Source organism: Mycobacterium sp., from assembly GCF_047975165.1.
In the GTDB taxonomy this organism is placed as follows: domain Bacteria; phylum Actinomycetota; class Actinomycetes; order Mycobacteriales; family Mycobacteriaceae; genus Mycobacterium.
On the sequence record NZ_JBKECZ010000046.1, the window covers coordinates 13,230 to 32,390 of the forward strand.

Consider the following 19,161-nt stretch of genomic DNA (forward strand, 5'->3'; position numbering starts at 1 on the left):
AACGCTTTCGGATGCATGTGACGTCATGCCAACCGCGCTAATCACCGGTGCCGGCGGTGGCATCGGCTCTGCTATCGCCGACGCATTGGCGCCAACCCACACGTTGCTGTTGGCCGGCCGGCCGTCGGACCGGCTCGACGCCGTGGCGCAGCGGCTCGGCGCAACCACCTTCCCGTTGGATCTCGTCGACACCGAATCGATCGCCGCCAGTTGCGAGATCCTCGATGAACTCGACGTTTTGGTGCACAACGCCGGGGTGGCGGTACCCGGGCGCGTCGCCGAATCCCACGTCGGCCAATGGCGGGCCACGTTCGAGGTCAATGTCTTTGGCGCCGTGGAACTTACCCTTGCATTGCTGCCGGCGCTGCGTCAGGCTCGCGGAAGGGTGGTATTCATCAACTCCGGGGCCGGCCGCAACGCCTCTCCCGGCATGGCCTCGTATTCGGCGAGCAAGTTCGCGTTGCGCGCATTCGCCGATTCACTACGCGCCGACGAACCCGCACTGCTGGTGACGTCGATCAACCCGGGCCGCACCGACACCGCCATGCAACGCGAGCTCGTCGCCTACGAGGGCGGCGACTACGACCCCACCAAGTACCTGCGCCCCGAGACGGTCGCCGCCGCGGTGGCTGACGTCGTGGCCACGCCGCGCGACGCCCACGTTCACGAGGTTGTGATCCGGCCGAGCTGAGGGCTTATCCGCCACGCGGGCAACGGTTTCGACAGCCTATGGATCTCCGCAGGCGCGGCTCCACCCTGCGGTTACACGACGAGGTTCACCATCCGCCCGGGCACCACAATCACCTTCCGCGGTGCCGCACCCGCCAGGAAGGCCAGCACCTTTTCATCGGCCAGGGCCGCCGCCTGCACCGTTTCGGTGTCTGCGTCGACGGGTACCCTCACCCGTCCACGTACCTTGCCGTTGACCTGCACCGGATACTCCACCGTGTCATCGACCAGATAAACCGGATCGGCCACCGGAAACGGCCCGTGCGCCAAGGACAATGAGTTGCCCAGCCGCGACCACAGCTCTTCGGCCAGGTGTGGCGCCAGCGGCGCCGTCATCGACACCAGTGGCTCGACCGCCGCCCGCGGAACACCGTCCCGGTACTGCTTGGTCAGGTGATTGGTGTATTCGATCAGCTTCGCGACAGCGGTGTTATTTCGCAGTGCCGCATAGTCTTCCGATACTCCGGCGATCGTGCGATGCAACGCGCGCAGCGTATCGTCGGCAAGGTCCTGGTCATTCAGTCGGGTCTTGCCGGTCTGCTCGTCGACCACCAGGCGCCACACCCTTTGCAGGAACCGGTGGGCGCCGACAACATCCTTGGTGGCCCACGGACGGGAGGCCTCCAACGGGCCCATCGACATCTCGTACACCCGCAGCGTGTCAGCGCCGTACTCGTCGCAAATCTCGTCCGGCGATACCGAATTCTTCAGGCTCTTACCGATTTTGCCGAACTCCTGAAAGACCTCGATCTCGGCACCCCCGTCCGGGCCGGGATAGCGGAATCCGCCGTCGCGTTCGACTACCTCCGCGGCCGGCACATAGGAACCACGGGAGTCGGTGTAGGCGAACGCCTGGATATAGCCCTGATTGACCAGCCTCCGGTAGGGCTCCCGAGAGCTGACATGGCCGAGGTCGTAGAGCACCTTGTGCCAGAACCGGGAATACAGCAGGTGCAACACCGCGTGTTCGGCGCCGCCGACATACAGGTCCACTCCCCCCGGATCGTCGGGTCCGTGCTCATCTGGCCGCGGGCCCATCCAGTACGCCTCGTTCTCCCTGGCGCAGAAGCGTTCCGAGTTGTGCGGATCGGTGTAGCGCAACTCGTACCAGGAGCTGCCGGCCCACTGCGGCATCACATTGGTGTCGCGGGAGTAGGGCAGCAAACCGTCGCCGAGATCGAGTTCGACGTGCACCCACTCGCTCGCCTTGGCCAGCGGCGGTGAGGGCTCGCTGCCGGCGTCGTCCGGATCGAAGAGCACCGGCGAATAGTCGGCTACGTCAGGGAGTTCCACCGGCAGGGCCGCCGAATCGAGTGGGTGCGGTCTTCCGTCGCTGTCGTAGACGATGGGAAACGGCTCGCCCCAATACCTTTGGCGGGCAAAAAGCCAATCCCGCAATTTGAATTCAACGCGGGCGCTGCCACGACCGGTCGACTCCAGCCGCGCGGTGATGGCCTGTTTGGCGTCGGCGACGCTCATGCCGTCCAGATATTCGGAGTTCACCAGGACACCGTCACCGGTGTGGGCGGACTGTGCGACGTCGCCGCCCGCGATCACCTCGAGGATCGGCAGGCCGAACGCGGTGGCGAAATCCCAGTCGCGCTGGTCGTGACCCGGGACTGCCATGATCGCCCCGGTTCCGTAGCCGGCCAGCACGTAGTCGGCGATGAAGATCGGCACCGGCTGGCCGCTGGCCGGGTTGACCGCGTAGGAGCCCAGGAAGACGCCGGTTTTGTCGCGGCTCTCCTGGCGCTCCAGGTCGGACTTGGCCGCGATCGCACGCCGGTACGCGGCCACCGCGTCGCGCGGTGTGGCGGCCCCGTATTTCCAGGACTCCGCGACTCCGTCCGGCCAGGCGTCGGCGGCGAGTGTGTCGACCATGTCGTGTTCGGGAGCCAGGACCAGGTAGGTGGCGCCGAACAGGGTGTCCGGGCGGGTGGTGAAGACCTTGATGGTGAGGGCGGCGCCGGAAGCGCAGGAGGCGCCGAACAGGGCCGTGGCGCCGGTCGAGCGGCCGATCCAGTTGCGCTGCATGCTCTTTACCTGCTCCGGCCAGTCGAGCACATCGAGATCCTCGAGTAGCCGGTCAGAATAGGCGGTGATGCGCATCATCCACTGCCGCAGACGTTTACGGAATATCGGGAAATTCCCGCGGTCGCTACGGCCGTCAGCGGTCACCTCCTCGTGGGCCAGTACGGTGCCCAGCCCCGGACACCAGTTGACCATCGAGTCCGCACGGTAAACCAGGCGGTGGCCGTCGATCACCTCGGCCCGCTCCCCCGCGGTCAACTCCGCCCACGCCCGTCCGTCATCCAATTGACGTGTGCCGGTGTCGAATTCGGAGATCAATTCGGCGATCGGACGCGCCCTGCCGGCAGCAACGTCAAACCAGGCGTTGTAGATCTGCAGGAATATCCACTGCGTCCACTTGTAGAACTCGACATCGGTCGTCGAGAAGCTGCGGCGACTGTCATGGCCCAGGCCCAGCCGACCCAACTGGCGTCGGAAATTCACCACGTTGGCCTCGGTCCTGGTGCGCGGGTGGGTGCCCGTCTGCACCGCGTACTGCTCGGCGGGCAGGCCAAATGCATCGAACCCCAACGCGTGCAACACGTTACGTCCTGTCATCCGAAAGTAACGGGCATAGACGTCGGTGGCGATGTAGCCCAACGGGTGGCCGACGTGCAGGCCCTCCCCCGACGGGTACGGGAACATGTCCTGGACGAAGAGCTTGTCGTCGGGCACCGTCGAACCGTCGGCCGGGGCGAGTGAGCCCACGGGGTTGGCCACGTCGAACGTCCCCCACTGCGCCCAGTTCTGCTGCCAGGTGCGTTCCAGCTGCGCCGCAAGCTCGGCGGTATAGCGGTACCGCGGAGCGTCGAGCTCGGCGTCCTTGCTGCCGGGCGGGCTTCCGGACGCTGCGTTCGGCGATTGGGTCACGCAGAACAGGGTATAAGGGCGATTCCGCGGCACCGTCCGGGTCCAGCCGCCGCGCCCCCGGCACCGCCCGGGCGCCCCTCGCCGCGCCCCCGGGCCGCGAGCGTAACGCCAGGGCGAAAATTCAACCGCTTTTTCGCACTGGCGTTACGCTCGCGGGCCACAGAGCCGACGGAACAGCTCGCGGGCGACAGAGCCAGCGGAACAGCTCGCGGGCCATGTGGCACGGACAGGTCTCGGTTGCGTTGCACGGCGATCAGGGGTTCGTCCCAGGTCGGTGTCGAACGTCGCCGACACCTCTGAGGAGTGGTTACATTCAGCTTCACCGGCGGGCTTGCTAAGAGAACAATTGGCCGGTCTATTGAAGAGGGATCGAGGCGAAATGACTCAGATCGCACCCTGTTGGCGGACATTCGGAGTCAGCATGGTTGTAGGCGCTCTCGGTGCGCTAATGATCGCGAGCGGCACCGCCGCAGCAGAACCGCTGGTGCCGCAGCCGTCGGTCCCCAGTCCTCGACAGCCCGTCGCAACCCCGAACCAGAATTCGATGGTGCTCCCCGGAGGCGTCCCAAGATTCGCACCCGGTACCGCCCAGGCGCCCGTCGCGATACCTGCGCCCCCCGCCCCAGCCGCAATCTCAGGTCCCCTGCCGGCCACCGTCCGGCCCCCGGCGGCGATAGCCCCGGCGCCGCCAGCAGCGGTGCCCGCGGTCACCGGCACACTGCGCGAATACCTGCAGAGCAGAGACGTCGCGCTGGAGCCGCAGAATCCGCATGATTTCGACGCGCTCGTCATCACCCTGCCAGTACCTCCGCGCTGGACCCCGGTGCCCGATCCCAACGTCCCCGACGCGTTCGCGGTAATCGCCGACCGGGTCGGCGGCCACAGCGTGTACACCTCCAACGCCCAAGTCGTCGTGTACAAGCTGGTCGGCGAGTTCGACCCGCAGGAGGCGATCACACATGGTTTCGTCGACAGCCAGCGGATGCTGGGATGGCGGACGACGAATGGGGCGCTGGGTCGGCTCGGCGAATTTCCGACGTCGATCATCGAAGGCACCTACCGGGAAAACGATATGACGCTGAACACCTCGCGACGGCATGTCATCGCAACCTCGGGATCGGACAACTACCTGGTGTCGATGTTCGTGACCACCGCCGCATCGCAGGTGGTGGGCGACGGGCCGGCCACCAATGCCATCATCAACGGCTTTCGAGTGCAGAGTCCGGAATCAGCAGAGCAGACGCCGGCGGACGCATCCGACTCGCTGGCCCCGCAGGTACCCACGTCGCCGATGCGTCCGGCACCGTCAGGGCAAGCAGGCGTCGCAGGGCTGGGTCAGGTCTCCGGCTCGTACTCCACGGTTCCGCAGCAGAGCACCCTGCTCGGCCCCAACTCGAATCCCGCGCCGATTCAGACCCACTAGCCGAGGGTCGCGGGTCGGCAGCCCGGCAAACAGCGGGTCGGCAGCGGGTCGGCAGCGGGTCGGCAGCCGGGCAAGCAGCTGGCCAAGCAGCCGTTCGACAGCGGGTCGGCAGCGGGTCGGCAGCGGGGAGCTCGTATTCTGAGCCCATGCTTGTCGCAGGTGCGGTCTGCGTATGTACAGCCATAGTCGTGGCCGCGTTCGGGATGTGGTCTCTGGTGCGCAAACCTGCCCCCAACCCCACTGCCCAAGCGGTGCGCGCCATGGCGCCGACCCAACTGGCGTCCGCGGCGATACTCGCCGCCGGGGGAGTAGTGGCGCTGGCCGCCCCCACCCGGGCTGCGCTGGTAGTGCTGATCCTGTCCATCCTCGGCGCGCTCGCCACCCTCGTCGCCGGCTCGCTGCAAGGCGCGCACTTCGCCCTGCGGCGCGAGGCCGCCGCCCGCAGCGGCGCCGCGGAGGGCGAGGGGAGCTGCACCGGCTGCTGCGAAGGGTGCACCCAGTCCTGTGAGTGACGAGCTCGCGGCCGGTCACGCGTCCTCCGGCCCGCCTTCCGGCCCGCCTTCCGGCCCGCCTTCCGGCCCGCGAGCGTAACGCCAGAGCGAAATACCCGCGACTTTTTCGCACTGGCGTTACGCTCGCGAGAAAATCGCCCCGGCGCCCCGGGGGAGAGCGGCTAGTTCCGACTGAGGTCGATCGGATGTGTCGCCAATAACGACAGCGGCAGCGGCTGACGGCGCAACACCTGGCCCCAGAGATCTGAACGCGGGGGTGTCAGGACATCGGATGGCAACGCCGACAACACAATCCAGTCGTCACGTTCGATCTCGCCGTCCAGCTGGCCTGTCGTCCACCCGGAATATCCCGCGAAGATGCGCAGCCCTTCCACCGCCGGTGCTATTGAATCTGCGTCGACATCCAAGTCGACCATCACCATGCGCCCCCCGACATGACGCAGGCCGGTTATTCCGTCTGCCTCGATGCCGACCCTCAGCACCGCCAGACACAGCGCGGTGTCGCGTTTGACAGGGCCGCCCAGAAACATCGTCTTCGGCTTGGCCGCCAGCTTCGCCCACTGCGGCAATACGTTGTGCACGGCCGTTTCGCTCGACCGGTTGAGTACCACCCCGAGGGTCCCGCCCTCGTTGTGCTCGACGATGTAGATCACGCTGCGCCGAAAGGTGGGTTCCAGGAGATTGGTATTGGCCAGTAGCAAGGTGCCCGGTCGCACCTGTTGGGCGGCGGGGGCGAAGTGGTCATCGGGGTCTTCATGCGGCGCCACGTCAACATCATCACACGCGAGTCCGGGCGGCAGTGCATACGATTCATCCTCGGCGAAGATTTGTACTGTACTGAGACCGCGCAGCGCCGATCCGGCCTTGCCGCTATCGATCGGTGGAAGTGGGTTCAGTGGTTCGCTCCCGGATACGGACAAGCGCACCCGCCGCACTGTGGCGGTCGGTACGCGCTCTGCCCGACTTCTGGCGGCTGCTGCAACTGCGCATGGTCAGTCAATTCGGCGACGGGCTGTTCCAGGCAGGTTTGGCCGGCGCGCTGCTGTTCAACCCTGACCGGGCGGCCGACCCGATGGCGATAGCCCGAGCGTTCGCGGTCCTGTTTCTGCCGTATTCGCTACTGGGGCCGTTCGCCGGCGCGCTGATGGACCGGTGGGATCGTCGGCTGGTCCTGGTTGGGGCCAACATCCTCAGGCTGGGCTTCATCGCCGCAATCGGCGTGATCCTGGTGTTCGAAGCCGGCGAGGTACTCCTGCTCTGCACCGCGCTGCTGGCAAACGGCATGTCGCGTTTCGTCGTCGCCGGTCTGTCGGCGGCACTGCCCCATGTGGTGCCCCGCAACCAAGTGGTCACGATGAACTCGGTGGCCACCGCCTCGGGTGCTATCGCGGCTCTGGCCGGAGCCGTGCTCATGGTTGTGAAGAGCCGATTCGACGGCGGTGGCGACCATGGAGCGGCCGTGGTCATCTTCGCCGCCATGGTCCCGGTGTCGGTCGGGCTGGTCCTGGCGCTGCGGTTCGCGCCCAGAGCACTCGGGCCGGGAGACAGCCCCCGCGCGCTTCGCGGCTCGGCCAGCTATGCCGTGGTCACCGGATGGTTGCACGGCGTGCGGGCGATAGTGCGGGTACCGACGGTGGCCGGGGCGCTGTCGGCGTTGGCCGCGCACCGGATGGTCGTCGGGATCAACTCACTGTTGATCCTGCTGCTGGCCCACCGAGCCGAGGACGCGGATACCGCAGGTATGGGTACCGCGCTGATGTTCGTTTCGGCGAGCGGGCTGGGGGCCTTCCTGGCGAATGTGCTGACCCCGGGGCTGGTGCTGCGCTGGGGGCGCTACGCCACTACCAACAGCGCACTGCTGGCAGCCGCGGCAACCCAGACAGCGGGGGCTGGGCTGCTGCTGCCGGTCATGGTGACGTGTGGGTTTTTCATCGGCCTCGCAGGTCAGGTGGTCAAGCTCTGCGCGGATTCGGCGATGCAGATCGATATCAACGACGCAATGCGCGGCCACGTCTTCGCGGTGCAGGACGCCCTGTTCTGGGTGTCGTTCATCGCGGCGGTCACCGTGGCGGCCGTCTTCATCCCGCCCGACGGCCATGCACCCGCATTCGCGCTGGCCGGTTCCGTGCTGTATCTGATCGGGCTGGGGGTGCACGGGGTAGTGGCGCGGCGCGGTGGCCCGCTGCCCACGGACCTGCCCGGCACATAGCCGGAGGTCGACCGGTGTGCTCCCGATTCCGTTCCAGCGGTGGCCGGCACAGAGCGAAGTGACCCGTCCCGAGTGTTGACCTGGGGTCTCGCGGGGCCGGGCCACGGTGGCCAAAACTTGTCATACCCCGCTGTGACGATGGCGTCATGGTTTCGATCGCGCCGTCGGCCCTCTCCGACGACAACGACACGCTGCCGTTTCCGGCGTCGGTGGTCAGTGACCGGCTCGAGCCGCTGTTCCACGAGCCGGCGGAGTTGACCCGGCGGCGCAAGGTGGACCCACCCGGTCGCGATGTCAGCGCTTCGGGCGCAATCCCGGCCCAGGTGGCGTGGGCGCGAGCCCCACCAAATACTGTCACCTCTTGGCGGTATGCACCGCTAGTCGAGGAGGCTTCCATGTCCGGTCCGGGTCCCATTGTCGCCGACCTACGAGCCGAAAGCGACGAACTCGATGCCCTGGTGGCGCCGCTGGAGGCGCAGCGCTGGGCCGAGCCGACGCCGGCACCGGGCTGGACGATCGCTCATCAGATCGGCCATCTGCTGTGGACCGACCGGGTAGCGCTGATCTCGGCCACCGACGAGAGCGGGTTCGCCGACGTGCTGGCGGAAGCGGCTGCCAATCCGGGGGGTTTTGTCGACTCCGGCGCCGAGGCGTTGGCCGCCGTACCCCCGGCAGACTTGCTGGCCGATTGGCGGACGACTCGTGGACGCCTGCACGAGGCTCTGCTGGAGGTTCCCGAGGGCCGGAAGGTCCCGTGGTTCGGGCCGCCGATGAGCGCCGCATCGATGGCCACCGCGCGACTGATGGAAACCTGGGCGCACGGGCTCGATGTGGCCGACACCCTCGGGGTGACTCGGCCGCCAACCGATCGGCTGCGGTCGATCGCGCACATCGGCGTGCGGGCGCGCGACTACGCCTACGCAGTGAACAGCCTGAGTCCGCCCGGCGAACCGTTCTATGTGGAGTTGCGCGGGCCCGGGGGAGACCTCTGGACGTGGGGACCGCCCGACGCGGCCCAGCGCGTCAGTGGTTCCGCGGAGGATTTCTGCGGCCTGGTCACGCAGCGCCGTGCGCTCGGGGCGCTCGACGTGGTGGCGGTGGGGGAGGAGGCGCAGCGCTGGCTGACGATCGCCCAGGCCTTCGCCGGGCCTCCCGGCGTTGGGCGATCCGGCGGTGGGCGATGAGCGCGCCCGCGCGCGAAGAGAGACGCCGCCGAACCAGCACAAGCGGTGGGCGATGACGCGCCCGCGCGCGAAGAGAGACGCTAGGCGCCGGGAACTTCTTCTTCGACGACGACACGGGCCCGCGTCACAGCCTCCTGGCCCCCGCCGCCCCCGCTGCCGCCGCCGCCTCGGGCAAGCATCCCCGCCTGCCTCATTGGCAGTGGTGTGCCACCCATTGCGCCGGACGTCGTCGGGCCGCGCACTTCGGCGGCATTGAGCATCCCGGCCCGCAAGCTGGCCGGTTTACCTCCGGCCTCGGACTCGAAACTGCTGTTCGGGCGGGTGTAGCTGGTCAACCCGGCACCGGGAAACCCGCCGGCCGCCCCCGGGCCACCCGCCGACACCGCACCGCCGCCGACACCGCCGCCGACGCCGCCGCCCGCACCGCCACTCACACTGCCGGCGGCCAGAACAGACCCCGCCGCGCCCATCGCACCCACCGGTAGCGCCGCCGGCGGGAACATCCCCCCGAACGCCTGCGCCGGCCCCATGCCCGCGAGGCCCTGCATCGCCTGCGCCGGTGCCCCGGCCAGGTCCTTGAGCGGCGCCGTCGCGCTGGAAAACACCTGTGCCGGCAGCTGAGCCAGCGAACCGAGTTGCCCCGTCGCCTGAGCCGGAGCGGACGCACTCTGGCCGGCGGTTTGGGCAACCTGCGCCGACCCCTGCACGGCATTGTGCATTCCGGTCTGGGCAGCGGCCTGCGCGACGGCCTGCGCCGCGGTGGCCGGTGCGGCCGGCGATGCGCCCATCGGCGCGACGGGAGGAGGAGCCGCCAGCGCCGCGACCAGCGCGTTGAGTGCGGCGGCATACGCCCAGCCGATGCCGGAGTTGTGCGGCCAGTGCTCCCCGAAATACTCGGTGTCGCGCTCGATGATGGCCGGGGTGTTCTGGCCCAAGAAGTTGGTGGCGTTGAGCACGGCCCACTCGTCCCGGTTCGTCTGCGAGACCACCGAGGGGATCACCGAGGACCGGGCGACGGCGAAGGCCTCGACGGCGGCTTGGGTGACGCCGATCTTCTCAGCGGTCCAGCCGACCAGCATCTGCAATGCGGTGTTGAGTCCGGCGCCCGCGATCGTCGAAGCCGCCGAGCCGACGCCCTGCCACTGTTCGGCCGTGACCAGGCTGTTGACCTGCGAGACCCCGGCCGCCACCTCGTTGTTGACGGTCTCGGTTACCCAGACGGCACTGTTGGCGACCACGGAAGCCGGCGAACCCGCCTCGAAGATCGCCGCGACTATTTCCGGTGGACCCGTCCACCGGGGATCGGGCACGAGCCGACCCTACAGTCCGACGGCGCCCGCGCTGGCGGCATCGGCGGCCACGCCGGTGGCCGCGGCCAGGCCCTGGGACCCGGAGTAGGCGACCCGCTGGCCGACGTGTTCGGCCGCCGTCGCAAGATAGGCCGCCCCGGCGGCGTTGAGCGCCGCCGCGAATTCGATGGAGTCGGCGTCGGCCGCCATCGGGAGCACCGCTGTCAGCGCGGCGGCCCCGGCTGCGGTCGTGGCCGCCATCTCCTCACTAATTCCCGCTTCTACCAGCCCCGATGCGTCAACCGCACCCGGCACCATATCGAATAGTCCGCCCATTGCTGCCTCCAAATCAATCGTGTGACACCCCCCGCAAGGAATGGCCGGAATGCGACGACAGTGCTCTGGTCTGCCCCCGCCCCCGACCCCTGGCCCCCGGACCCTGGTCACCGCCCTCTGGCCACCGCCCCCCGCCTCCCCGGAGAGTGATCGCCGAGCCCCACCCGGCGAGAAGTCGTGCTGAGTTTAGGGGCTTGATGCGCACCTGTCGATTCAGGACCCCGAGTCCGCGACCAGAACACCTTCCACCGTGCCGTCGGTGGTGACCAGCAGGCCGCGCCCGGACGGCAGTTGCTGGGCGCTGGTCCGGCCGAAGACCTTCACCGCCGACGGGTCGTTGTCCATGAACAGAGTGGGTGCCCGCGAACCGGTCATCTTCTGCAGGAACGGACTGGTCACCGCGACGCCGGCCCAGTTCCCGGGCAGTCGTGAGGCGATGACGTGCAACCCGATCTCGCGGCTACGTTCGATCAGCCCCCACAGCGGTGCGGTGGCAGCCGATTTGCCCACCACTCCGTGCGGGCGCAACTCCTGCTCGTCATCGATCAACACGAAATGGTGTGGCCCGTCCCATGTCCCGCGGCTGAGCAACTCCTGCTGGCTCAGCCCCGACGGCGGCAACCGGTCGCGCAGCGACTGCGCCAGCTCCGCCAGCACGGTGTCGATATCGTCGGCGGTGTAGGCGTAGGCCCGCACGTGGTCGCCCTGGATCTTGCCGATCAGCGAGGTTTTGGGGTCGATAATGGTGATCTGGGCCTGCTCAGGGCTGCAGCGGGCCACGATCATCTGCCCGAACGTCGCCAGCGTCGTGGTCTTCCCGCAGGATTGACGGCCGACCACGAGCATGTTGGGAACCGTTTTCCCGGGCAGCATCACCGGTTGCAAAGCGGTCTCGCCGATTCCGAAGGGAATGTTCAACGGATCCGATTGCCCCGGAGTGCCGGCAAACGCGGCGGCCACCTCGGCCAGCGGAATCCGGCCGGGCAACCGGGCCAGGCTTTCCAGGCGCCCGGCCCCGGTGACGTCGGCGATGAGTGGCCCGATGTGCCGGGTCGCCAGCCGCTCACCGGCGGTGCCGAGCACCTCCGGAACTCCGACGAGCAGCTCGTGGCCATCCCGAGTCAATCCGAAACCCGGTCGGTCCAAGGTGTTTCGGGCAGCCTTCTTGCGTTGGAATCCCTCGCCCATCTGGGTTTCATCGGGGTTGCTCAGTCGCAGCTGGATTCGCGCGTTGGAGACGTTGACCAGTTGCTGCTTCTGACCGACCAGCCACGCGGTAGCGGTTGTCATGATGTGCACACCGTAGGAGAGTCCCTGGCGGGCGATCGCGATCGCCCGTTCGCCCATTGCGGAGTCTTTCTCGTAGAAGTCGCTGAAGTTGTCGATGACCAGGATGACATCGCCGAATTTGTCGTCCGGGTCGGTACTTTCGATGCCAGCGTCGAATCCGAAGCGTCGCTCCCGGAACTCGCAGATATCGATCTGGTACGCCTTGAAGGATGCTTCACGAGCGGCGATCAAACCCTCGATGGAGGCGATGGTCCGCGACACGCCCTCGGCGTCGGTGGGGCTGACCACCGACGCCACGTGGGGTAGGTCTTCGATCGGGAACAGCGACGCCCCAATGCAAAAGAACGTCACCCGTTCGGGCCTGTACATCAACGCCGCAGACGTCATCAGCGTCATCAGCGTGGTCGATTTGCCGCGCTGCGCGGTGGCGACCACGATGATGTTGTCCATCTCGACGTTGATCGCGTGCACCCGCTGGTCGTGGTCCTCGGGAATGTCGACGACACCGATCGGAAAGACCAGACCCGGATTCTGCCCGTAGGCATCGTCCCAGCGCCTACCGCGCCATCGGGCCACCAGCGCGTCAACGGTTTCACTGACTTCCAGTGGCGGAAGCCAGATTCGGTGCGGCGGTCGGCTGGACTGCGATTCCAGCGATTCCCGGATGACGTCGACCAGCTTCTTCTTTCGGAAGCCGTCGGCATGGAACAGGAACTCGTCGGGCTCCTTGGGCTGTTCGGCCATTTCCAATGCCGCACTGTCGAGTTCACTCAACGGCTGATACGTCGAGGTGTAGCTACGCGGCTGGGAGAAGGTCATCGCAACCGTGCTGTCCACGTCGGCGGCCCGTTTGGGCAGCACGAACGGCGCCGACACGTAGAAGCAGCGGAACTGTTCCAGGTCGCGCGGTCCGACTTTGAGCAGTCCGTAGCCATTCTCCTGCGACGGCAGATGCAGGGCCGCGTCGCTGCCGATCACGTCACGCGAGTCCTCGGCGGTTTCGGCGCGCAACGCCACCCGGAACGCGATGTTGCTCTTGACCTTGCTCAGTGACGACAGGTCCAGCCGCTGCCCGCCGAGGGTGAAAAAGACGTTGCAGCCCCGCCCTTCCTGCCCGATGTGAATGACCAGATCGATCCATTCGGGGTGGTGAATGAACAGTTCCAGGTATTCATCGATGATTACCAGCAGGATCGGGACGGGTTCGAGATCCCGCCCGGCTAGCCGCATCTCCTCGTACTCGTTGGCGTCGCGGGCCCCGGCATCCTTGAAAAGGCGGTAGCGTCGCGCGATCTCACCGTTGATGGCCTTGCGCATCCGCTCGGCCAGGTGACGATCATCTTTGCCCAGGTTGGACAGCGACCCGGCCACGTGCGGGAAGCCCTGCAAGTCCTGAGCCGCCGACTCGAACTTCATGTCGACGAAGATCACGATGAACGTCTCCGGCGAGTGTGTCAGCGCTATGCCGCTGCACAGCGACAGGAAGTATTCCGACTTTCCCGATCCGGAGGTGCCAATCACCACCGAGTGAAATCCATAACCGCCGAAGTCCTTGGCGCGCAGGATCACATCCTGCAACTCGCCGTCGGGCCGCACACCCACGGGCACCTTCGCCCATCTCGGATCACCGCGACCCCGGCTCTCGGCCCACAGCCGTTCGACATCGAGGTCGCGCGGATCGGAGATGCCCAGTGCCCGCAACAATTCCGCGCCCTGGCTGTCGGTTTCGTTCAACTGCCCCGGACTCGTCGGCGACCAGCGGGCCAGCGCTCTGGCGCACCGGGTGGCGGTGCTGTCGGCAAGACTGTCGGCGACGGCGTAGAAGTTGTCCCGGTGTGACAGCCGGCCGTCGTTGAGCGTGAAGCGCTGAGTGGCGTCGTTGAAGCCGATGCCGACGCCGATGCGGGTCGCCAGGCGCAACACCGTGATTCCCGCCATGCCCTTCTGGCCGGTCACCCCCTCCCACTGTTCGGGGGTGCCGACGTTGTCGTCGACGATGACCCAGTGCGGCCCCAGACCCGCGGGCGCCGTCGACTCTATCGGCGAGGGCATGGACGTCGGTGTGCCGCCGACGGGCGGCGACCAGGGGCCGCGCCCCTTGCGGTGCAGTTCGGCGTCGAGTGCCTCTTCGAGTTCCGTCGGCGTGGCGAAGACCAGCCGGCGCAGTCCGCACGCGTCGAACATCTCGTCGTGCTGGTTGTGCGGCAGCCAGACCAGCCACTGCCACAGGTCCGGGTTGCGGGTCACCACCATGAATTTGACGTCCTGAGGGCTGTGGTAAACCGCCAGCGAGCACAGCATCGCGCGGATCAGCGCGTGCAGTTCGGCAGGGTCGTCGGCGATGAAACCGAAGCCAGGCTTCGACCGCAGGCTCACCACCTTGCCGATCCCGCGTATCTTGCTCTGTTCGAGGATGAAGTCTCGCAGTGCGCCGCCGGTCACCGGTTCGAGTTCTTCGCCGACGGGAACGTCGGGCCACTGCAACGAAACCGCGGATTCTCCGGCCTGCTGAACGCCGATTCCCACGCGGACGTCGAGGAAGTCCGGATCGGCCGGGCATCGTTCCCACATGCGCGGCCCGCCGATCACGGCGTCCAGGCGCTGCGGCTCGGCGTGCACGAACAGCTGGTTTCGGCGCTGCAGCTGCGCGGAGCGTAGGACTTCCTCGCGGTCATCGTCGAGTTGCCGCAGGTAGCTGCGGCGTTGCTTTTCCTGTTCGCCCCAGGTGATTTTGCGTCCGCGTCCGAAGCGCCCACCGAACATCAGCGCGCCGAAGCCGACCAGGCCCACCATCGGGAAGAATCCCGATTGCAGCGAACGCACCCCCGACGCGTACATGACCACCAGGGTGCCGACGATCCCGACCAGAAGTGCGGGCAGCGCGATCATCACCAGAAGGTTCCGCGGCTCCCGTTCGGGCAGCGCCAGGGGCGCGGCAACTGCCACGCGCGTCGGCGGGACGGTCGGCGGCGGCGTTCGGTTTTCGCGGACGAATCCCCGTTTGGACATGATCAACCCCCCGTTTGGCTCGCGCCGGGAACAGGCGCGGAGGCGCCCCCCACTGAAATTGCGTCGCGGACGACAAGAGCGGCGTCGCGACTGATTGCCGGCCCCGGCGCGAACGTGCGCACCAGGGGCCACGGCGCCTGGACGGCCCGGCCCGGGTCGAGCCCGAGCGCCTGCAAGGTCGTCCGGTCGGACGCAATGCCGTATCGAACACCCTGCGGCGACAGCCAATACAGGGCCTCCCGGCTGTTCGAGGTGACGACACCGCTGGTCGTGGCGACAAAATTCGCCGCACCCGGCAGGATCAACGTCTGGTTCGCCTCGGTCGAATCCGGGTTGCGGTCGTCGCGGACCAGGCGAACCAGCCGCGAGTCCATGTCGTCGGGCACCGGCAGGCCCCTGCCGGTGTAGATCGCGATCCGGGCCTGCGGGTCGGTGCTCTGCTTCTCCCAGCTCACGCAGATGACCGGGTTGGCCTCAGTGTCAACGAAATTCAGCTTGCTCGACGGGTAGTAGCCGATGTTGAGGGTCTCGACGGTCGGGATGTGAACCAACTTGTCCGGTGCAACCAGGGTTGGCGTCGGCGATCCGTGGGAGTTGCCGGTGCGCAGCAGGTCGGCGACGAATCGGGAGATCTTCTGTACGCCGTCCGGCAGCAACGCATAGAAGCCGGTGACGGCACCGCCCGCATCCCGGGATTCCAGCACCGCACCCACCTTGACCCCGGGTAGCCACCGGGATGCGGCGCCGGCGTCGGGAATGACCGGCAGGACAAGGGGTTCCGTCGAGGGCAGGGCGTCGAACAGGGCGTTGGAGATCCGGATTGGATGGGTCGTCCCCGGATCGAGGCCGAGATTGAACGTCACAGCCCGGTCTGTCGGGTCTATGCGTGACCGCTGGCCGCCCCAGATCACATAGGTCGCGTCCCGGTGGGCCACCAGGATCGCCTGGTCGGAACCCATCGGGGCTGCCCGACGCTGCGCCGTGAGCGGACCGGCTATCGCCGTTACCAGCGGGGGTGTTGCGCCGGCACGGAAGCCGCCACCGGGGGCCGCGGTGTCGCATACCGACCAGGTCGAGACCCCACCGCCGGTGGCGGGCAACGCATCCGGTATCCCGGGGATCCCGATTATCGGGCCGGTCGGGTATTTGCCGATTTCGCCGGTAGTCACCCAGGCCGGAGCCGCGGCATTGCCTACCGCCAGCCGCGCCGACGTCAAATTCAGGGCGGGGTAGAGGCGTCCGTCGATGCGGGCGTAGACCGCTCCGGTGTCGCGGTTGCCGACCACCGAGGACTTCGCGACCAGGCCGGCTGGCTTCATGACGTGCAGCAGCGCCATCCAACCCACTCCGATGAGCACGAGCACCACCGACAATGCCACTGCGGCTTGCTGTTTGCGGTCGTCGTGCTTCATCCGGACCGAGAACCTGGTGATGGCCGCGCGCAATCTGCGGTTGTAGAACAGATGACCCGAATTCTGGTCGCGGTTGGACAGATTCAGTGGCACAGTCATTACTCCTTAAAGCAACCGGTACGCATCGCTGGCGCTGCCGGCTCTACTGCAGGCGGCCGCCGTACCGGGCGAGGTTCTCGGCCTGAGCCTCTTCGCGCAGCGCTGCGACGGCGAGGTTCAACCTGTTCGCCAGCTCGCCGTGCGCGTAGCCGGCCACCACGTCGGGATGCAGGGTCAACTCGAGCAGCCGTCCGTCGGCATTTGCCACTGCATATACATCCCCCAGGTCGACGCTGTACGTGACGGCTTCGGCTTCGGCGACAAGTGCCTCCCATTTGTCGGCGGCCTCGCTCAGCTCACGCAGCACCGATTCAACCAGGGCGGCGTCGTCTGTGCCAGTCGGGCCATCGAGTTCGCCGCGGCGGCCCGACTCAGACACCAGCACAGTATGTCGGCGCCTCCCGGGACGGTCAATTCATCCCCGACCCGGCGATTACGCCGGTACCGCCCGCGATTCCGCACCGTTGACCAGGCACTCCGGTACTCGGCGACGCCGGTGAATTGTCTGGCAGCCCGGGCGTCGGTACCGTGTGCCCATGGCCGATTCCGGGTTGCAGCAGCAACTCGATGAAGTGCGTGCGCTGCTGATCCGTGCGCGAAACCTATTCGGCGCCAACCCCATCGAGCCGCCCGCCGGAATCGCATCCGAGATCGGCACCGGCACGGCCCCGCCGATCTAGTGTTCTACACCATAGGTGTCGAACACCACGCGGTCAGCGTCGGCGCAACTGATGCGCAAGCAGCTTTTCAATAGCGGCGTCGAGGTCGGCGGACGAGGGGACCGCGGCCGAGGGGGATTGCCCGGCGGAGACAATCTCCCCGCGGACCTCCAGCAGCGCTTTGAGGCAGGACACGTCGGCGGTCAGCAGGATCCCCTGCGCCAGGGTATGGGCATCGGAGTCCATCGCCGCCTCGCCCAGGGCGACGCTGTGCAGGTATCCGCCCCGGCAGGACCGGACCAAGATGTGCCCGCTGGGGTGCACGGTGTCGAACGCGGGATTGGCCTCGGAGTCGGCCGGCGGCGAATCCGTCATCGGTCGCGTTCGATGGCGGCGCCCAGCTCGGCAGCCGCCTGTTGCTCATGCTGCTCCCACAGCGACGCCGACAATTCGAGGTTGTGCGCCAGGTCGGCGTGGTCGTCGGCCTGCTGTTCATAGCACTGCCGCCGGATTTCGAGCAGTTCGCGCCCGGCCTCTCGGAGTTCGCCGAAGACCGGGCCCAACGAGTCCAGGCTCTCTTGGATCGCCGGGTTGATCGACGGCACGGCACGCAACTGCTCCGAGGTGTGCTGATGGTGTGCGGCGGCTTCGCGCAGCTGCGACGGCACCACCTGGATTCGATCGGCCATCTGCCTTCTCCTCGTCGTGCGCCGGCGCTGCCGCCGGCGATCCGCTCCTGCTGACTATTGACTATGCCTATCCGGCACCGGCGCGGCCAGTCACGCCGGCCGGGTGGGTGTTGGGGTACCGGCGGCCGGGGGCGGTTGTTCGGCCGCCCACGTCAGCTGCGGCGGATGCTCCCAGCCCAGGAAGCTGGGGCCGCTGACGGCCTCGACCCGCTGGATCTGGCCGTCGAGCAGTGCCTTGGCGTCGCCCAGGGCCACCGCGTGGCGGTCGGCGAACATTCCGATGTCACCTGCTGTCAGGCGCGTCGGGTCGATCGGATCGACAACCGGGGTACCCGGCGGCGGTATGGACATGCCCTGGCGCTGGAATGCCTCGGGAACCGCGACGCCATTGGCCACGTCCCCGATGGCAGCGGCCAGTTGCGGGCTCGGCGCGGTCACCGTGTCGCCGTTGGGCAGGGCGAGCGTCGTCGGACCGGCCGGCAGCGATTCGGCGCCGGCCCGGTCCGGGTCGGGTTGGGTGTCGCCATTGTCTTCCGGGGCTGCGTCGGGATCGGCGTCTGGATCGGCGTCTGGACCGGCGTCGGGATCGGCGTCGGGATCGGCGTCGCGATCGGCGCCCGAGGGTCCGTCCGGCTCCTCGTCCGGCGACCCACCCCCGTGCCGGTCGATGTCGAGGCCATCGTGGGCGTTCGACAGCTCGTAGCCGGCCATATCGGCCGCCGGCGGGAGGAACGCGGCCCCCAGGCCGGCCAGCCCCCGCCCCGCACCGGCGCCCAGCAGGCCGGGGAGGGGCAGGCCTGCGGCTGAACTCCAGTCGGGCATCGCCGCACCACCGGTGACCCCTGGGGCCGCCGGTGCCGCCTGGGTGGCCGAGGCGGCCGGGCTGGGGCTCGTGGACTCCCAAGCCGGATCGGCCAGCAGGCCCGGATCCTCGGCCAGCAACGAGTCCAGCCACGCGTCGATACCGGCGTCGGTGCCCACGGATGCCGGAGACGACGGTGCCGACGCGCGCCCCGGGGACGATGCGGGTCCCGGTGCCGACGCGCGCCCCGGGGACGACGGGGGTCCCGGTGCCGACGCCGTCGTGGCCGGCGAGGCTGCCGACGGTGGCGTTCCCGACGGCGTCGTGGCCGGCGAGAGGGTCGTTCCCGACGCTGCCGTTCCCGATGCAGAAGGGAACTCTCCCGGCACCCCAGCCCCAGCCCCAGCCCCAGCCCCGGTCCCAGCCCCGGTCCCAGCCCCGGTCCCAGCCCCGGCCAGCGCCGCGTTGTACAGCGACGTCCAAGCGGCCCTCAACCCCGACTTCCACGTGTCGTCGAGGCGGGTACCGGCGACGACCGAGCGGATATCGCGGAGCTTGCCGATCAGGAACCGCTGGAAC

Annotated in this window: 16 protein-coding genes; 6 read left to right on the forward strand and 10 right to left on the reverse strand. The window is 67.9% G+C overall.

The window, feature by feature from the left end:
* The first annotated feature begins 25 nt into the window (after positions 1–25).
* Positions 26–691 (forward strand): SDR family oxidoreductase, encoded by a 666-nt coding sequence (locus ACK5M9_RS04685; RefSeq protein WP_416892026.1) that lies wholly within the window; start codon positions 26–28, stop codon positions 689–691.
* 71 nt (positions 692–762) lie between these two features.
* Here the strand turns inward: ACK5M9_RS04685 and leuS are convergent, their stop codons facing one another.
* Positions 763–3,669, reverse strand: coding sequence for a leucine--tRNA ligase (gene leuS, locus ACK5M9_RS04690; RefSeq protein ID WP_416892027.1), 2,907 nt, complete (start codon positions 3,667–3,669; stop codon positions 763–765).
* Positions 3,670–4,048: 379 nt separating this feature from the next.
* On the opposite strand from leuS, the gene ACK5M9_RS04695 reads away from it, so the two are divergent.
* Positions 4,049–5,092 (forward strand): LpqN/LpqT family lipoprotein, encoded by a 1,044-nt coding sequence (locus tag ACK5M9_RS04695; RefSeq protein WP_416892028.1) that lies wholly within the window; start codon positions 4,049–4,051, stop codon positions 5,090–5,092.
* 146 nt (positions 5,093–5,238) lie between these two features.
* Positions 5,239–5,604, forward strand: coding sequence for a hypothetical protein (locus tag ACK5M9_RS04700; RefSeq protein ID WP_416892029.1), 366 nt, complete (start codon positions 5,239–5,241; stop codon positions 5,602–5,604).
* A gap of 161 nt (positions 5,605–5,765) precedes the next feature.
* Here ACK5M9_RS04700 and ACK5M9_RS04705 read toward each other — a convergent pair whose 3' ends face one another.
* Positions 5,766–6,371 carry a YqgE/AlgH family protein gene (locus ACK5M9_RS04705; RefSeq protein WP_416892030.1) on the reverse strand — a complete coding sequence of 202 codons (606 nt, stop codon included), beginning with the start codon at positions 6,369–6,371 and terminating at the stop codon, positions 5,766–5,768.
* A gap of 128 nt (positions 6,372–6,499) precedes the next feature.
* On the opposite strand from ACK5M9_RS04705, the gene ACK5M9_RS04710 reads away from it, so the two are divergent.
* Both ACK5M9_RS04710 and ACK5M9_RS04715 read left to right on the forward strand, forming a co-directional pair.
* Positions 6,500–7,813, forward strand: coding sequence for an MFS transporter (locus ACK5M9_RS04710; RefSeq protein WP_416892040.1), 1,314 nt, complete (start codon positions 6,500–6,502; stop codon positions 7,811–7,813).
* A gap of 395 nt (positions 7,814–8,208) precedes the next feature.
* The gene (locus ACK5M9_RS04715; protein WP_416892041.1) at positions 8,209–8,997 is read left to right on the forward strand and encodes a TIGR03084 family metal-binding protein; all 789 of its coding nucleotides are present in this window, start codon (positions 8,209–8,211) and stop codon (positions 8,995–8,997) included.
* A gap of 80 nt (positions 8,998–9,077) precedes the next feature.
* Here the strand turns inward: ACK5M9_RS04715 and ACK5M9_RS04720 are convergent, their stop codons facing one another.
* The 5 genes from ACK5M9_RS04720 to ACK5M9_RS04740 all read right to left on the reverse strand — a co-directional run bounded on the left by ACK5M9_RS04720 (position 9,078) and on the right by ACK5M9_RS04740 (position 16,814).
* Complete coding sequence (locus ACK5M9_RS04720) at positions 9,078–10,307, reverse strand: PPE domain-containing protein (RefSeq protein WP_416892031.1); 1,230 nt, start codon at positions 10,305–10,307, stop codon at positions 9,078–9,080.
* A 9-nt stretch (positions 10,308–10,316) separates the two neighbouring features.
* On the reverse strand, positions 10,317–10,622 hold the full coding sequence (locus ACK5M9_RS04725; protein ID WP_416892032.1) for a PE family protein: 306 nt from the start codon (positions 10,620–10,622) through the stop codon (positions 10,317–10,319).
* A 213-nt stretch (positions 10,623–10,835) separates the two neighbouring features.
* Positions 10,836–14,921, reverse strand: coding sequence for a type VII secretion protein EccCa (eccCa, locus tag ACK5M9_RS04730; RefSeq protein WP_416892033.1), 4,086 nt, complete (start codon positions 14,919–14,921; stop codon positions 10,836–10,838).
* Positions 14,922–14,923: 2 nt separating this feature from the next.
* On the reverse strand, positions 14,924–16,426 hold the full coding sequence (eccB, locus tag ACK5M9_RS04735; protein WP_416892034.1) for a type VII secretion protein EccB: 1,503 nt from the start codon (positions 16,424–16,426) through the stop codon (positions 14,924–14,926).
* 49 nt (positions 16,427–16,475) lie between these two features.
* Positions 16,476–16,814 carry a DUF2710 family protein gene (locus ACK5M9_RS04740; protein WP_416892042.1) on the reverse strand — a complete coding sequence of 113 codons (339 nt, stop codon included), beginning with the start codon at positions 16,812–16,814 and terminating at the stop codon, positions 16,476–16,478.
* A gap of 154 nt (positions 16,815–16,968) precedes the next feature.
* Between ACK5M9_RS04740 and ACK5M9_RS04745 the strand changes: the two genes are divergently transcribed.
* Positions 16,969–17,112, forward strand: a complete 144-nt coding sequence (locus tag ACK5M9_RS04745) for a hypothetical protein (protein ID WP_416892035.1) — start codon at positions 16,969–16,971, stop codon at positions 17,110–17,112.
* 33 nt (positions 17,113–17,145) lie between these two features.
* Here the strand turns inward: ACK5M9_RS04745 and ACK5M9_RS04750 are convergent, their stop codons facing one another.
* The 3 genes from ACK5M9_RS04750 to ACK5M9_RS04760 all read right to left on the reverse strand — a co-directional run.
* Positions 17,146–17,466 carry a DUF2694 family protein gene (locus ACK5M9_RS04750; protein WP_416892036.1) on the reverse strand — a complete coding sequence of 107 codons (321 nt, stop codon included), beginning with the start codon at positions 17,464–17,466 and terminating at the stop codon, positions 17,146–17,148.
* Positions 17,463–17,780: an ESX-1 secretion-associated protein gene (locus tag ACK5M9_RS04755; protein ID WP_416892037.1), complete on the reverse strand. Its 318-nt coding sequence runs from the start codon at positions 17,778–17,780 to the stop codon at positions 17,463–17,465. The genes ACK5M9_RS04750 and ACK5M9_RS04755 overlap by 4 nt, the downstream gene beginning before the upstream one ends.
* 90 nt (positions 17,781–17,870) lie before the next feature.
* Positions 17,871–19,161 (reverse strand): DUF4226 domain-containing protein (locus tag ACK5M9_RS04760; protein ID WP_416892038.1); only part of this gene is annotated, 1,291 nt, incomplete at its 5' end.

Coding starts and splice junctions, on each gene's coding strand:
- ACK5M9_RS04685 (WP_416892026.1), top strand. CDS start 26: ATGCCAACCGCGCTAATCACCGGTGCCGGCGGTGGCATCGGCTCTGCT.
- ACK5M9_RS04695 (WP_416892028.1), top strand. CDS start 4,049: ATGACTCAGATCGCACCCTGTTGGCGGACATTCGGAGTCAGCATGGTT.
- ACK5M9_RS04700 (WP_416892029.1), top strand. CDS start 5,239: ATGCTTGTCGCAGGTGCGGTCTGCGTATGTACAGCCATAGTCGTGGCC.
- ACK5M9_RS04715 (WP_416892041.1), top strand. CDS start 8,209: ATGTCCGGTCCGGGTCCCATTGTCGCCGACCTACGAGCCGAAAGCGAC.
- ACK5M9_RS04725 (WP_416892032.1), bottom strand. CDS start 10,622: ATGGGCGGACTATTCGATATGGTGCCGGGTGCGGTTGACGCATCGGGG.
- eccCa (WP_416892033.1), bottom strand. CDS start 14,921: ATGTCCAAACGGGGATTCGTCCGCGAAAACCGAACGCCGCCGCCGACC.
- ACK5M9_RS04745 (WP_416892035.1), top strand. CDS start 16,969: ATGGCCGATTCCGGGTTGCAGCAGCAACTCGATGAAGTGCGTGCGCTG.
- ACK5M9_RS04750 (WP_416892036.1), bottom strand. CDS start 17,466: ATGACGGATTCGCCGCCGGCCGACTCCGAGGCCAATCCCGCGTTCGAC.
- ACK5M9_RS04755 (WP_416892037.1), bottom strand. CDS start 17,780: ATGGCCGATCGAATCCAGGTGGTGCCGTCGCAGCTGCGCGAAGCCGCC.